General features: G+C 55.8%; 8 protein-coding genes and 4 pseudogenes. 10 read left to right on the top strand and 2 right to left on the bottom strand.

Annotated elements, in window-relative coordinates; translation table 11 throughout:
• Positions 1-58 precede the first annotated feature (58 nt).
• Positions 59-1,141 carry an HDOD domain-containing protein gene (locus tag FDY98_RS19435; RefSeq protein ID WP_230804376.1) on the bottom strand — a complete coding sequence of 361 codons (1,083 nt, stop codon included), beginning with the start codon at positions 1,139-1,141 and terminating at the stop codon, positions 59-61.
• 139 nt (positions 1,142-1,280) lie between these two features.
• Here FDY98_RS19435 and FDY98_RS19430 point away from each other — a divergent pair.
• The 10 genes and pseudogenes from FDY98_RS19430 (at position 1,281) to FDY98_RS19385 (ending at position 14,464) form a co-directional block, all read left to right on the top strand.
• Positions 1,281-4,012, top strand: a pseudogene (locus FDY98_RS19430) (bifunctional diguanylate cyclase/phosphodiesterase).
• Between the two features lie 674 nt (positions 4,013-4,686).
• Positions 4,687-5,964, top strand: a complete 1,278-nt coding sequence (gene ltrA, locus FDY98_RS19425; protein WP_196518201.1) for a group II intron reverse transcriptase/maturase — start codon at positions 4,687-4,689, stop codon at positions 5,962-5,964.
• A 133-nt stretch (positions 5,965-6,097) separates the two neighbouring features.
• The gene (locus tag FDY98_RS19420) at positions 6,098-6,823 is read left to right on the top strand and encodes an HAD family hydrolase (protein ID WP_022521550.1); all 726 of its coding nucleotides are present in this window, start codon (positions 6,098-6,100) and stop codon (positions 6,821-6,823) included.
• The gene (locus FDY98_RS19415; protein ID WP_022521551.1) at positions 6,816-7,526 is read left to right on the top strand and encodes a UTRA domain-containing protein; all 711 of its coding nucleotides are present in this window, start codon (positions 6,816-6,818) and stop codon (positions 7,524-7,526) included. Before FDY98_RS19420 ends, FDY98_RS19415 begins: the two co-directional genes overlap by 8 nt.
• A gap of 116 nt (positions 7,527-7,642) precedes the next feature.
• Positions 7,643-8,677 (top strand): putative 2-aminoethylphosphonate ABC transporter substrate-binding protein, encoded by a 1,035-nt coding sequence (locus FDY98_RS19410; protein WP_009286004.1) that lies wholly within the window; start codon positions 7,643-7,645, stop codon positions 8,675-8,677.
• A gap of 93 nt (positions 8,678-8,770) precedes the next feature.
• Positions 8,771-9,846, top strand: a pseudogene (locus FDY98_RS19405) (putative 2-aminoethylphosphonate ABC transporter ATP-binding protein).
• Positions 9,843-11,535 (top strand): annotated as a pseudogene (locus FDY98_RS19400) (putative 2-aminoethylphosphonate ABC transporter permease subunit). Before FDY98_RS19405 ends, FDY98_RS19400 begins: the two co-directional pseudogenes overlap by 4 nt.
• 63 nt (positions 11,536-11,598) lie before the next feature.
• Positions 11,599-12,756 (top strand): annotated as a pseudogene (locus tag FDY98_RS19395) (2-aminoethylphosphonate--pyruvate transaminase).
• On the top strand, positions 12,756-13,574 hold the full coding sequence (gene phnX, locus FDY98_RS19390; RefSeq protein WP_027957158.1) for a phosphonoacetaldehyde hydrolase: 819 nt from the start codon (positions 12,756-12,758) through the stop codon (positions 13,572-13,574). The pseudogene FDY98_RS19395 and the gene phnX overlap by 1 nt, the downstream one beginning before the upstream one ends.
• Positions 13,571-14,464: an EamA family transporter gene (locus FDY98_RS19385; RefSeq protein WP_027957157.1), complete on the top strand. Its 894-nt coding sequence runs from the start codon at positions 13,571-13,573 to the stop codon at positions 14,462-14,464. Before phnX ends, FDY98_RS19385 begins: the two co-directional genes overlap by 4 nt.
• A gap of 100 nt (positions 14,465-14,564) precedes the next feature.
• Here the strand turns inward: FDY98_RS19385 and FDY98_RS19380 are convergent, their stop codons facing one another.
• Positions 14,565-15,326 carry a hypothetical protein gene (locus FDY98_RS19380; protein WP_027957156.1) on the bottom strand — a complete coding sequence of 254 codons (762 nt, stop codon included), beginning with the start codon at positions 15,324-15,326 and terminating at the stop codon, positions 14,565-14,567.
• Between the last annotated feature and the right edge of the window lie 380 nt (positions 15,327-15,706).

The raw sequence follows: 15,706 nt of genomic DNA, 5'->3' as shown, positions 1-15,706 counted from the left end.
AAGTAGAGAAAACGCCCTGGCCGGAACGCCTGATGGCATGCATGTTCTGGCCAGAGGTTTAAGATTTAGCGCGGGATTGGGGGTTAAGTTTTTTGAAAGCAATGTTTTTGTTGAATCCATCCGGGTCGCTGTACCCTTTACGCAACATCGTTAATGCTTTGTGTTGGGCTTCTCTACGGCTATTGAGTATAAGCGTATGATTTAGCAAGAGCTGCTGAGCATTTTCAAGCAGCTCTTTGGGATCAATAGCCGCGGGGGTGTCAATCATCAGCGTTTTAGCGATCAACTCCATTTTGGGCTGAACTTCTTGTAGAACGCTTTTAAATGAGAGAGAGGGCACATCCGCTGTCGTGCTTATATCGGCTATCAGGGCGGCCAGCTGTTCTTCAGGAGCTTTTGATAGGCAGGCATCCGCCGTGGGGCCGGATAGACGAACACACATATCCATTAAGCTATCGCTTTGATAGCAGGCGTGACTAAAACGTATGGTGTTGACCATCGCCGATGGGAGCCCCCATTTGGCTGCCAGCCATGCTCCAATAACGGTGTGGTCACCACCAAAGTAACGCTGCTCCTCCTCAATAAGCTGGGTATGGGAGATAGCACTATCACTATAGAGTTCGTCTGCTTGCTCGGGGTAAGTCGCACTCAGTGCCAATATGCCAATATCCTGTAGCAGCGCTGCTGTAAACGCATTACCTGCCTGTTTAGGGCACGCTTGTTCAGCAAGTTGGCGCGCTATCAGCGCAGACATGATAGACCGTCGCCAAATATGAGTATGCTGCGGCCCTTTACTGGGGTGCTGAAAAAGGTTAAAGCTCAACACGACCGTTAACGTTGCATCTAGCCCTAGTCGCTGGATAGCCTCCAGGCATGTTTGTGTCGGATTGGCGGAGCGGGTGTGGTGGACGCTATTGGCGAGAGATATTAACCGAGTGGTCAATGCTGGATCGTGTTCAATGGTGTCTGCAACATCGTTGATAGTCGCTTTTGACGATTGCGTTAATCTGAGGATGCGTAATGCGATTGAGGGAAGCGAAGGTAAGCGTTGGCACTTGAGGAAATCGCTGATCAGAAAACCAGGCAGTGCTTCAGTTAGCATTCCATACAGTGCTTCATCCTTGGTCGATGTATTAGTCACGTTATCTCCTGCGCACTTTGTAGCGTAGCCGCCAGCCATTATGAGGCGATACCTAATTTTACCATATATCCAGCTACTGTTGACGTTGTTATAGTTGGAAAAGAGCGGTTTGTGCTTTGTAGGCCGCTATATATACTTTATGAGGTTAGTGGCAGGCGCCCAAGCCGCTTCAGAATTAAAAAAAGTGAGTGCAACAATGCACACAAAGAACGACGCGGCCGATATATTCCGCCAATTGGCAGAAGGCGTAGGGCACAGTGGGAGCCCGCGTTTTTATGCAACGTTGGTGGAACGTTTAGCGACGATACTAGGCGTTGATCATGTGTTAGTCGCCGATGTAACTCAATTGCATCGGGCTGAGACGTTGGCCGTTTGGTCAAATGGCAACTTGCTGAGCAATGTTACTTACACGCTGACCGGTACCCCTTGCGAGACTGTGTTAGGACGCGAAATCTGCCTTTATGACCATGATGTTCAGTCACGCTTTCCTGACGATAAACTGCTTTGTGAACTGGGTGCCGAGAGTTATTTGGGGCGGGCGCTCTATGCGGCGGATGGTTCGCTAGTTGGTTTGTTAGCGGTACTCAAAAACGCCCCCATGCAGTTGGACGATCTAGCCAATGAGATATTGCAAATCGCCGCCGCCCAGGCGGGTGCAGAGCTGTGCCGACAAAAAGCAGAGCAGGCATTAAGAAAGAGCGAAGAGGTCGCGCGGGAAAGCGAGCGCCGTTTGGATACGCTGCTCAACCATCTGCCGGGCATGGCCTATCGCTGCCTGAATGACCGCAATTGGACTATGCAACTGGTGAGCCAAGGGGCCGAAACGCTGACCGGGTACCGGCCTGACGAATTACAGGGTAATCGGCTGATCAGTTTTGCTGCCCTGATTCATCCTGATGACCAGGACAAGGTCTTCCATGAGGTACAGTCTGCCATTGCCAACAGATGCCCTTACCGTGTGATCTACCAGCTGCGCCATCGCGACGGTGGTTATCGGTGGATGTGGGAGCAAGGCCAGGCCGTCATAGATGAGGCGGGCGAAATCGTATGCTTGGAAGGGTTTATCTCGGATGTGACCGACCAGCAAGAGTCGCAGCGGGTGCAAAACGCCGTGGTTCAAGTGGCTTCTACGGTCACGACCCAAGTCGGGGATGGTTATTTTCAGCAGTTGATTGTGACCTTGGTCAAGGTGCTGGAAGCCGATGCAGGCTTTATTGCGTTGCTGCATACTTCACCCCAGGGCGATGAAAATGTCTATGGGCAGGCGACGACTGTCAGCATGGTGGTTGATGGGGCTCAGCGAGAACAGCACACCTTTGCGCTGCGAGGCTCGCCCAGCGAGCAGGTAGTGTTGGAGCGTGAAGCAGTCATGCATGATGGTTCGCCGCTGTTATTACCAGGCACACTGCTACCCACAAGAGCATGGATTGGGCGGCGTTTGGATAATGCCAACGGCGAGGCCATTGGCGTGATGATGGTATTTTATCGACAGCCGCTGACCACCAATGCGTTCGCCACTTCTGTGCTGCAAATTCTTTCGACCGGTGCTGCAGCAGAGCTTGAGCGTCGGCGCGACCATCGGCACATGCACCAGTTAGCCTATACCGACAGTACCACCGGTTTACCTAACCGCGTCCGTTTTATGGAGTTGCTAGCGCAAATGTGGCAAGAAGCCCAGCAAGGCGAGCATGGGCTTTCACTGCTGTTATTGGATATCCGCCGTTTTAAAGAGGTCAACGATCTGCACGGTCACCAAGTGGGCGATCAACTGCTGGTGACAGTGGCTGATCGTTTAGCGAAGATCAGCCACTCATACGGCTCGTTGGCGCGTTTGTCAGGGGATGAATTTGCCCTGCTGGTGGCCGATACCACCCCTCGTGACATTGGCAGCCTTGTGGAGCAGCTACGCTTAGTGGTTAAGCCGCCGCTTCATCTGGAGCGGCGTGTCTTTCACCTCGATGTCAGCATCGGTTTTGCTCATTATCCGCAGCATGTGAGCGAGGCGGGCGAACTATTTAACGCTGCCAGCATTGCTCTCCACCACGCCAAGCGGCGCGAAAATAGTATCTGCCCCTACTCCCAAACGATGCGCCACGCGCTACATCGACGCCAACAGATGACCGAGCGACTCAGCGCGGCAATTACTGAACACAAGTTAGAACTCTACTTTCAGCCCCAGGTGAACCTTACCAATGGTCAGTTGACCGGTGCAGAAGCCCTGTGCCGCTGGCACGATGCCGAGTGGGGCTGGGTGAGCCCCGGCGAGTTTATTCCCCTGGCTGAAGAGCGTGGTTTGATTCGTGCCTTGGGAGACTGGGTGCTGGAAGAGTCCGCAAGGCAGCTACTGGCATGGCGTGAACAGCCTGAGGGTGGGCTGCCAGGGAGGCTATCGATCAATATTTCCGCCCAACAGTTTGCCGATCCTGAGCTTACCCACCACATTGCGCAACTCACCGCCGGCGTTTCGTCGAGCGCTATCGCCCTGGAGCTCACTGAAAGTGATTTTATGCGCGACCCAGATCAGGCCGTTGAGATCACCCACGCCATGCGACAAGCGGGCTATGCTCTCTCTATCGATGATTTCGGCACCGGCTATCTTCGCTTTCCTACCTACGGCGCTTCGCTGCCGACGCACTGAAAATTGATATTTCCTTTGTGCGTGAAATGCTCGAAAACAAAAATGACCGCACCATTGTTCAGGCCATCATCGCCATGGCAAAAGCGCTAGAGATGAAAACCGTGGCGGAAGGCGTTGAAACGCGCGACCAAGCGAATTTGCTTGCCGCAATGGGTTGCAATGAGGCACAAGGGTACTGGTTTGGCCGCCCGCTGCCTGCCGATGAGTTTGCGACGCAGTGGTTAACTACTTAGTCTTCTAGTTTGCTCATCGTCGTCTTCTATTAGCGTCATCGTCCTGTCATCACCTTTGGGTGCGCCAGGCAAAGCCTGGTCATCCGGGAAACCGAGGAGGTGGAAAGGATGAATTGAAACCCAGTGGGTGCAAGTCCCACCCGGCCAAGGCTAGCCACCAGCCGGTAGCGAGTGTTGCGTGGTGTCGGGTAACCGCCACTGCGAAGCGTACACAGCGAGTGGATAGGCCGTGTGATTGAGCCTCGAAATGTTGATCTTTGTGGTCGCCGACATCCTTCAATTGATGGAAGGCAACATGATCCTGCCGTACGGCTTGGCAGGGAAGGGCCGCCGGGGTCGAAGAGCAGGGCATGTCCACACAGGGGTTTCCCAGGAACCTGGGAGGCCCGCCTTTCTCCCCTGAGAGGTAATGAATCAGGCGCGGGGCTGCCTGTCTCGAAAGCTCCCGGTCCGGTGCTGTGGTGCCTGACGGTAGCGGAAGCAAACAGCAGGCACTTAGGGGGTACGGCCAGGCGACCATAAGGAGCCAGCCGGAGGGAAGGGCGGGAGTCGGAGTTGCTCATAGTACCGAAGAAGGCGGGGAACCGACTCGACGGGACCCGTTGGAGGGAAGGGGCGACCAATCATCAGAACTGCACGAGGGCAACATGACAGGTGCACAGGAACCTGAGGTCATGTCCACGAAACAAGTGCGGATAGCAGCGCTGGCAGAGCGCTTCCCGCAGCGTGCCTTCACGTCACTGGCGCACTACATTGACGCCCAGTGGCTGAAGACGGCCTACCTGATGACGCGCCGGGATGGCGCCGTCGGGATCGATGGCCAGACGGCGGACGACTTCGCGCGCGGCTTCGAGGCCAACGTCCAGCGACTGCTGGAAGCGGCCAAGAGCGGCCGCTACCGAGCGCCGCCGGTACGGCGTGTCCATATCCCCAAGGGAGATGGGCGCACCACACGGCCGATCGGTATCCCCACCTTCGAAGACAAGGTCCTGCAGCGTGCCGTGGTGGCCCTGCTGGAGCCGCTCTACGAGCATGACTTTCTGGACGGCTCGTACGGCTTCCGGCCGGGACGCTCGGCACACCAGGCTGTCGAGACGGTGAGGAACAGTCTGATGTCGATGGGAGGCGCCTGGGTCATCGACCTGGACATCAGGGCCTTCTTCGACACGATCGACCATCAGCACCTGCGAGCGTTTCTGCAGCAACGAGTGAAGGACGGGGTGATCCTCCGCCTGATCGGCAAGTGGCTCAAGGCCGGGGTATTGGAGGCCGGGCAGTGGCAGAAGGGAGAGATCGGTAGCCCGCAGGGCGGGGTGATTTCCCCCTTGTTGGCGAATGTCTACCTCCACTATGTGCTGGACGAGTGGTTTGAGAAGGACGTCAAGCCGCGTCTGCGAGGACGAGCGTTCTCGGTGAGGTTCGCCGATGACGCCATCCTGGCATTCAGCAATGAAGCCGATGCCCGCAAGGTGCTGGAAGTGCTACCCAAGCGCTTCGCGCGCTTCGGCCTCACTCTGCACCCGACCAAGACTCGGCTGGTGCGGTTCCGACCGCATCGGGAGCGGCGTGCCGAGACCTTCGACTTCCTGGGCTTCACCTTCTACTGGGGCAGGTCCAGACGCGGTCGCCTGATCATCAAGCAGAAAACGGCCAAGGATCGGTACAAGCGCGGCCTCAAGCGAATCTCGCTATGGTGCCGAGCCAACCGTCACCGGCCGCTGCGAGAACAGCACCGTCAACTCTGTCGGAAGGTCACTGGGCATTACGCGTACTACGGGATCACGAACAACATCGAAGCTCTGCAGCGCTTCGTCAACGCGGTCCGGCGTATCTGGATCAAGTGGCTCCGGAGGCGCTCGCAGAAGGGATGGTTCTCGTGGGAAAAGGCAGCGCAGCTGCTGTCGATTCTCCCGTTACCGTGCGCCAGGATCATTCACCGTTTTACCTGGTAGCGAAACTGATGGTTGAGGAGCCGGATGCGTCAATCGCGCACGTCCGGATCTGAGGGGGGCCGGGACGAGCAATCGCCCGGTCTACCCGACCATACCCTACGCGCCGCCAACCCGCGATGAAAGGAGTGCTCCCATGCGCCTGGCCCTGTTTGATCTTGACGACACCCTCCTGGACGGAGACTGCAGCGACCGCTGGAATTTATGGATGATAGAGCAAGGCTGGATCAGCGATGCCGAAGCGTTTATGGCGCGGGCGGAGAAAATGCACCAGGCCTATCACGCGGGGAAGCTAAAGCTTGAAGAGTATTTGGCCATGACCCTAGCACCGCTGCGAGGGCGCAGAGTGAGAGATGTGCAAAAAGAGGTCGAGCGCTTTGTTGCCACGCACCTGCAACCGCGTATTTTTGAACAAGCTTGGGCCTGTCTGGAAGCGCACCGCCAGGCAGGCGATACCCTGGTACTGATTTCCGCCTCGTCACGGCATCTGGTCGAGCCGATAGCGACCACTCTGGGTATTGAACACGTGCTGGCGGTAGAGCTAAGCGTGGAGCACGGCATCAATGAAGACGCGCGCTATACCGGCGGCAGCGAGGGTATTTTTTCTTATCGTGGCGGTAAGGTGCTGCGCTTAAAACAGTGGTTGGCCGAGCAGCAGTTCACCCCTAGCCACACTACTTTCTACTCAGACTCCCGCAACGACCTCCCGCTGTTGCAGTACGTGGATTGCCCTGTAGCGGTCAATCCCGATCCAGTGCTCGCTGAGGTGGCTAGCGTTGAAGGTTGGCGGCGCTTAGACTGGCGGGCGCCCTCAAGCGCTTCGTCACCTAATGCTCTGCCAGGAAAATCGGCGCATGTCTGATGCCTACTATCTAAAGTTAACCGAACAGCTTCGTACCTTGATCGACCAAAATGCTGCCCTGTGGGAAGGCAAGCTTCCCGCAGAGCGGTCATTGGCCGAGCGTTTTGCCACCACTCGTGTGACCCTGCGCCAAGCGCTTTCACAGTTGGAAATGGAGGGCTTAATCCACCGCAGCAACCGGCGCGGCTGGTTTATTTCTCCTGCCCGTTTAGTTTACGACCCCACCCGTGACGCGGGCTTTAACGACTATGTACGTGCACAGGGGCGGCAGCCACGCACGGCAGTATTGAAGCTGGAAACCCGTGCCCATCTGCCTGCCGCGCGGGCACTGAATTTGCCGGATGACCAGCCGTTTCAGCATATTCGCCGCCGCCGCTACGTGGATGACCGCGCGGTGCTGGTGGAGTCGCTGTGGGTGGTGCCCGAGCGTGCCCCAGAGTTGCTAGATATCTATAGTGGGCAATCGCTTTGGGGGCTGTTGCGCGAGCGCTGGGGGCACTACCTGGCCAATCGCTCTATTCGCATGGTCTCAGAAGCGCTTTCGCCAATGGATGCCGAAGAGCTATTCGTTGCACCCGGCACTGCCGGGTTAAATATTAACCGTGCCATTTTAGACGACCAGCAGCGCCCTATTGAGTTTGATGAAGAGCACTGGCTGCACGATTCGCTGTGTATCAGCGTGGAGCTATCCGGTCAGCGCTAGCGGAAACGACCTAGCCGCGGTCATCACCAGTTAAAAAAACGGTCAAACAAGCGTCATCGCAGTGTCATTTAACGCCTGCAAACTTCTGGTCTATACCAATCAGCCGGGAGACTATCATGATGATGCCACGCCGTTTATTCCCTTCAACGTTGTTAGCAGGTGCTGCTGTTGCGCTTGCTTCCAACGCCCAAGCAACTGAATTAACGGTGTATACCGCCGTTGAGTCGGACGACCTGCAAAAATATGCTGAACGCTTCAACGCGGCCCACCCGGATATCGAGATTAACTGGGTGCGCGACTCCACCGGCGTGATTACCGCCCGCCTGCTGGCCGAGAAAGACAATCCCCAGGCTGACGTGATCTGGGGCCTGGCCGCTACCAGCCTGCTGGTGTTGGAAGAGGAGGGCATGCTGGAGCGCTACGCTCCCGCTGGCGTTGAGAATCTCGACCCCAAATTTGTCGATGTGGCCTATCGTGATGGTGAAGACCCGGCTTGGGTGGGTATGGACGCCTGGGTCGCTGCTATTTGCTACAACACCATTGAGGGCGAGCGCCAGGGCGTGCCGATGCCGACCTCTTGGGAAGACCTTACCCAGCCTGAGTTTGAAGGCCATGTGATCATGCCTAACCCCAACTCGTCGGGTACCGGCTACCTGGATGTAGCCAGCTGGCTGCAGCTATGGGAAGAGGATCAGGGTTGGGATTATATGGATCGCCTACATAACAACATTGCCCGTTACACCCATTCGGGCTCCGCCCCTTGTAGCCTGGCGGCTACCGGTGAAACCGTAGTGGGTGTGTCATTTGCCTTCCGCGGTGCGCGCTTGAAATCCCAGGGTGCGCCTATTGAAGTTATCTTCCCTGAAGAAGGGCTGGGCTGGGATATGGAAGCCGCCGCTATTGTGGCCGGTACCGACAAGCAGGAAGCCGCGCAAACGCTGATGGATTGGGCAATCTCCCGTGAAGCCAACGAACTGTATAACGAAGGCTATGCGGTGGTGGCTTACCCAGGTGTGGCACAGCCGATTGAAAACTACCCTTCCGATATTACTGATCGAATGATCGACGCCGATTTCCAGTGGGCTGCCGTCAATCGTGAACGCGTGCTAGCCGAATGGCAGCGTCGCTACGATGGTAAAACCGAACAATAAGCCGCGATCAGTTGCCCGGCCGGTTTGCCGGGGCTTGGAGAGGTTATGCACACGACAATGACATCGCTGCTGGCGGCCGACACACCAACGGTGATGACTCCCACTACTCCCCATTTAACCATTGAAGCAGTCACTAAGCGTTTTGGTAGTTTTACCGCGCTGGATGGTATTTCCCTAACCATAAACGAGGGCGAATTTGTCTGCTTTTTGGCCCCTCCGGATGCGGCAAAACCACCCTGTTACGCACGATTGCAGGGCTGACCCAGCAAACGACGGGCACGCTTATTCAGCGTGACAAGGATATCTCCACGCTGCCCACCCAGGCGCGGGATTTCGGCATTGTGTTCCAGTCCTATGCGCTGTTTCCCAACCTCACGGTGTTCAACAACGTGGCCTATGGGTTGCGCAACCGGCGGGTAGAGCGGTCACGCATCCAAGCACGGGTGGGTGAGCTGCTCGCGCTGGTGAACTTGACGGGCAGCGAAAACAAGTACCCGGCGGCGCTTTCCGGCGGGCAGCAACAGCGCGTGGCGCTGGCGCGGGCATTGGCCACCGAGCCTGGCCTGCTGCTGCTGGACGAGCCGCTTTCGGCGTTGGACGCCCGGGTGCGGGGCCACCTGCGCAGCCAGATTAAAGCCCTGCAGGCGCGCCTCGGGGTGACCACCATCATGGTGACCCACGACCAGGAAGAGGCGCTGACCATGGCCGACCGCATCGTGGTGATGAACCACGGCGTGATCGAGCAAGTGGGTACCCCGGCGGAGATCTACCATCAGCCTGCCAGCGCCTTTGTGGCCTCGTTTATCGGCAGCATGAACTTCCTGGAAGTGACCGCTCAGGGCGATAACCAAGCGCTGCTGGGTACCATGCCCTGCGCCTGCCTATCGCATACCTTAAAAGTGGGTCAAGCCGCCCAACTGGCTATTCGGCCCGAAGCAGTGGCACTTAGCCGTCAAGCGGGAGCGCTGAACGGTGAGGTGATCGGCATCGAGTTTTTAGGTCCCTTTCAGAGGGTCACTTTGCGCCTAACGGACGTTGACCAAACGCTAATTGCCGATGTGCCTAGCCGCGATAGTACCGACTTAAACCTTTACCAGGGGCAGGTTCTAGGCATTCACCTGCCCGCCGAAGCCGCCCGTCTTTATCCCGCCGGGAGCAGCCAGCAATGATCGCCGAGAGCTTTGTAAAATCGGCGACCAAGCCGTCGCTAGAGTCGCTGATCCGCTTGTTGGCGTTACTCGCTGGCGTTGCATTGCTGGTGGTGGGGCTGCTGTTCCCACTCGTGACCATGCTGATCAAGAGCCTGCAAGACCGCGCCGGCGACTTTATCGGCCTGGCTAACTTCGCGCACTATTTTCAAACCCCGGCGCTGGTCAATTCGATTGCCAACTCGTTGCGGGTGGCGTTGATGACCACCGGTGTGGTGGTCGGATTAGCGTTTCTATGCGCCTACGGGATTACCCGTACCTGCATGCCGGGCAAGCGGCTGTTTCGCATGTTGGCGATTCTGCCCATTTTGGCGCCATCGCTGCTGCCCGCGATTAGCCTGGTCTATCTGTTTGGCAATCAGGGATTTCTGCGCGATTTACTGGCCGGCCAATCGGTTTATGGACCCATCGGCATTGTCATGGGCATGAGTTTCTGGATATTTCCCACGCGCTAATGCTGCTGACCACCGCGCTGACCAACAGCGACGCGCGGCTCTACGAAGCGGCTGAAGCGCTGGGAACCCCTAAGTGGCGTACATTTTTGACTATTACCTTGCCCGGCGTGCGCTACGGGCTGATTTCCTGCCTGTTTGTGGTGTTTACCCTGGCGATTACTGACTTCGGCGTGCCTAAAATTATCGGTGGTCAGTTCAGCGTATTGGCCACCGACGTCTACCGCCAAGTGGTAGGGCAGCAGAACTTTCAGATGGGCGCGGTAGTCAGCGTGATTCTGCTGCTGCCCGCGGTGCTCTCGTTTATCGTTGACCGCTGGATACAGCGGCGCCAAGTGGCGCAACTCTCGGCACGGGCCGTGCCGTGGCAGCCTAGCCCCAGCCCGCTGCGGGATTGGATATTTACACTGCTGTGCTACGCGGTGGCGGGGGCCATTGTGCTGGTGATCGGCACAGCGGTGTATGCGTCGCTGGTGCAGTTCTGGCCCTACAACTTATCGATAACCTTTGAGCATTATACCTTCCAAGGCATGGCCGATGGTGGTTGGGGGGCGTGGTTTAACTCGCTCAAGTTAGCGTTTAGCGTGGCCTTGGTGGGCACGTTAGTGATCTTCTTTAACGCCTGGCTAATCGAAAAGAGTGAAGGCTTTCGCCCGCTGCGCCAAGGGCTGCACTTTATGGCCATGCTGCCCATGGCGGTGCCTGGCATGGTGCTGGGGCTTGCCTATATCTTCTTTTTCAATCAGGCGGGCAACCCGTTTAACTGGCTGTACGGCACTTTGATGATTCTGGTGCTCAACACGTTGGTGCACTTTTATACGGTGTGTCACCTCACCTCGGTAACCGCGCTTAAACAGCTCGACCCTGAGTTTGAAGCCGTCGGGGCCTCACTGAAAGTACCGTTTTGGACAACCTTCTGCCGGGTAACGCTGCCGGTGTCGCTGCCCGCGGTACTGGATATATCGGTTTACCTGTTCGTCAATGCGATGACCACGGTATCGGCAGTTGTGTTCTCTATAACAGTGACACGCGGCTGGCCTCGGTGGCGGTGCTGCACCTGGATGAAGCGGGCTACTTCGCCAGCGCTGCGGCTATGGCGGTGCTGATTTTCCTTACCTCGCTGGTGGTGAAGCTGCTCCACACCGCACTCACCCATGTTTTATTAAATAACGCCCAGCGCTGGCGCCATGCGTGCTAGCTGACACCTAGACAGCCGCTGTGCTTACTATTAAAGTGTTTTAAAAATCTGGTATATACCAAAATGACCGATAACGTGAGCAAGGACATAAAAGACCCCTATTTACTAACCCCCGGGCCGCTGACTACTTCCCATGCGACCAAAGCCGCCATGATGCGTGATTGGGGCTCCTGGGATGACGACTTTAACCAAGTGACTGCCGGCATTCGCACCCAGCTGCTTGCCATGGCCGAGGCAGCAAGCGACGAGTACGCCTGCGTGCCTATGCAGGGCAGCGGCACCTTTGCTGTTGAGAGTGCGCTGGCTTGCGCCACTGATCCCAACGGTAAAGTACTGGTGCTGATGAATGGTGCTTACGGCAAGCGAGCTGGCCAACTGCTGGATACCATAGGGCGCGTCTATATCACCTTGGATAAAGGCGACTATCTGCCACCCCAGCCCAATGAGGTGGCGGCGCTGCTGGAGCAATATCCTGATATTACAGCGGTATTTTTAGTGCACTGTGAAACCAGCTCGGGCATTTTGAACCCGTTAGAGGCGATTGCAGAGGTGGTGAACGCTCATGGTAAAACGCTCATCGTCGATGCGATGAGTTCCTTTGGCGGCGTACCCATCAGCCTCGCGAAAACACCCATCGATGTGCTGGTTTCCTCTGCCAACAAGTGCATCGAGGGCGTGCTGGATTGGTTTTGTGATTATTCGCAAAGCGCTGCTTGAAGCAGGCAAGGGGCGCGCCCACTCACTGAGCCTGGATCTGCACGACCGTGGTCGTATATGGAACGCACTGGTCAGTGGCGCTTTACGCCGCCCACTCACACCGTGGTGGCCTTTCAGGCCGCACTTGCCCAGCACCGGGAAGAAGGCGGTGTGCCAGGGCGCTGCGCGCGCTATACCCGCAATCGTGATGCGCTGGTAAAAGGCATGCGAGCGCTAGGCTTCAGCACGCTGTTAGAAGACGAATGGCTATCGCCGATCATCACTACCTTCTTAAGCCCAACCGATCCAGCGTTTGAGTTTAACGCTTTCTACGCGGCGCTAAAGGCGCGCGGGTTTTTGATCTATCCCGGCAAGTTGACTGAAGTGGAGAGTTTTCGTATCGGCTGCATTGGTCAGCTAGGCACCACGGTGATCGCGGAACTGCTAAGCGCCATTCAAAACACACTTGCCGAGATGGGCGTTAGCCTTTTTCCAGGCCTATCTTCACAATCAGGGAGCGCCTAATGCAGTATCAATCTCCCCAATGCTTGCAAGCGGTTATCTGTGACTGGGCAGGCACGCTGGTCGACTTTGGCTCCTTTGCGCCTACCCAGATCTTCGTCGAAGCGTTTGCTGAGCTGGGCGTGGCGATTAGCCTGGAAGAAGCTCGCGGCCCCATGGGTATGGGTAAGTGGGATCATATTCGCACGCTGTGCAACCATCCGGACATCGCCGAACGCTTTGTTCAGGCGGTAGGCCACGCGCCTTCTGATGACGATGTAACGGCGCTTTATGAGCGCTTTATGCCGCTGCAGATTGCCAAAATTGCCGACCACTCGGCGGTGATTCCCGGCGCGCTCGACACCTTAACTACGCTGCGCGCCCAGGGGCTGAAAATCGGTTCCTGCTCTGGCTACCCGGCGGTGGTGATGGAAAAAGTCGTCGCTTTGGCTGCGGATAACGGCCTGCAAGTTGATCACGTAGTGGCGACGGATGAGGTGCCCAATGGCCGTCCGTATCCTGCTCAGGCGCTGGCCAATGTGATTGCGTTAGGCATCAGCGATGTGGCAGCGTGTATTAAAGTGGACGACACCACGCCGGGCATTCTTGAAGGGCGCAGCGCGGGGATGTGGACAGTGGCGCTTACCTGCTCGGGCAATGCGCTGGGGCTAACCTATGCGCAATATCAAGCGTTGAGTGATGCCGAGCGCCACGCCGCCCACGAGCGGGTGGCCGCGCAGTTTGCCCCCTCAGCACCGCACTATTGCATTGAGACTATTGCCGAGCTACCCAGCGTTGTCGAAGCCATCAATGCCCGCCTTCGCCGTGGAGAGCGTCCTTGAGCCCAGCCGCGCTTGCTCTAGTGCTGGTCTCGGTATGTATGCACGCCGGATGGAATGTGTTGGGCAAACGCAATGCGCCGTCGTTAGCCTCTTTTACCCTGGCTTACGGCGCGGGTGGCGCGGTGATGCTGCCGCTGGTGTTGATTGGGCCGTCACTCACTGCATTACCAAGTGCATTCTGGGGCTGGCTGGCGCTTTCGGGATTATGCCAAATGCTCTACATGGGCGGCTTAGCCTGGGCCTACGCGAGAGGGGACGTTAGCGTACTCTACCCCATTGCCCGGGCATTGCCGGTAGTGTTAGTGCCGCTGGTATCCATTGCGCTGCTGGGTAGCCGGGTGCTGGATAGATGGGATGGCCTTGGCATGGTGCTAGTCGTAGCAGGCGCACTCTGCCTGCCGCTTAGCCATCCGCAGGCGCGCAGGGTATCCACCTATCTCACCCCGGCCATGGGGTTTGCGCTACTAGCGGCAGCAGGCACCGTTGGCTACTCGCTGATCGACAAGCAGGCCCTCGGGCTAATGCAGGGGGCAGGGCACAGCGGGTTAACCGCCGGGGCGGTGTTTATGGTGCTGCAAGCGCTGATGACACTAACCTGGTCGGTACCGCTACTGGCATTGCTACCGGCAGAGCGCCGCCGCCTGCCTGCACTCCGCCAGCAGGGGCTGACCATGCTGGTCGTTACCGGGCTGATGATGACTTGCACCTATGGCCTGGTATTAATCGCCATGGCGCTTACCGACGAGGTGAGTTATGTGGTGGCGCTGCGCCAGCTCTCCATTCCAGTGGGGGTGCTAATGGGTGTGCTATGGCTGAAGGAGCCCGCATCCAGGGCAAAAGCCATCGGTACGCTGGTGATGTTGGCGGGGCTGGTGCTGGTGGCGCTTTAGGCCATTACGCTGGCGGCGCTATTGGCACTGCCAGCGTGAGGTGATCTAGCCGGCCATCGTCGTTGTTTTCGGCTGCCAGCGGATTGTCAGGTCTTCGATGCTATTGGGCATCCCCAGCCGATTCCGCTTGGGGGCTGACAGTTGGTTGATAAGCATTGGAATATAAGATGGTTAGAATAATCGCAGTGAATACATATATAAACGTGTTCACTAGTGGGGTTATCAAAGCAAAAGATATCAGGCTAAAGAATTGACCGCCAATCAAGCTGGAAAAAAGTCCAATGCAATATTCAAAAATAAATAGCAGAGCGATTAATAAGGCAAGAGAAAAGAATAGCGACCATTGGCAGCTTTTAGTCATGCTCAAAGATTCTCTCAATGATATGCTTCTGTCAAGCGCTACACCTACAAAAATAAGTGACAGCCTTAATGTGAAAAATAAAGTCACTAAGAAGAAAGTTAAGGGGATAACGCCCATCAAGACGTTATACATGATTAGAGTTAAAGAAGCTCCGATAAACATGCTTGGTATTATCCATAAAGCCAAGAATCCAATGCTGTACAAAAGATATTTTATTTCGCGCTTTTTGAATTTCAATTTAAAAGGCTCTGGCTGATCGTCGAGTAAAATTGTCCGTGTTGTATTTATTGAGATGATCGTCAGAATGGCCATGTCAGCAACAAAGAAAAGTATATATAAAAGTGAGCTGGCACTGCCATATGAAAATCCTGTATAAGCTGATCCGTAGCGTACCAATTGAAGCAAGATATACAAAATTAAAGGCAAGATGACGCCTTTTAATATAGCGCTCCTATGTTGGATCATAAGATACAGTGAGCCGAGCGTGAATTTTGCAAACATGCAATTTCCTTAGTGTTTAAGATGTTGTCTAAAAGATAAGTCCCGAAAAATCAAGGCCACACTGTCGATAAAGGTTGTCACGAGAGATTTTTCTTTTCGGTCAACAGATGTTTTGAATGTTTTATGAAAATAAGTGATTGATTTTACTATCGTTGATGCTTTGGATGCTGTGCTTATTAGTTGAATTAAGGCGTTGAAGATTTTTGCTCATATCCTTCGCCACAAGTCCTTATCCGAAAAATAAGCGAACCCTAGTGTCAATGATATGAATATTTTTTGGATTTCAGAGAATGCAGTTTACCAATGGTGTTGCTACGAATAACCCCCTACTAAGCCTTCTATAACCCATAGTATCATGCTAATAAGAAGCACATTACGGA

The sequence above is a fragment of the Halomonas sp. PA16-9 genome (genome assembly GCF_009728585.1).
Taxonomy (GTDB): Bacteria; Pseudomonadota; Gammaproteobacteria; order Pseudomonadales; family Halomonadaceae; genus Vreelandella; species Vreelandella titanicae.
The sequence above is the reverse complement of the archived record's forward strand: the minus strand, read 5'-3'. Positions and strand labels throughout refer to the sequence as shown.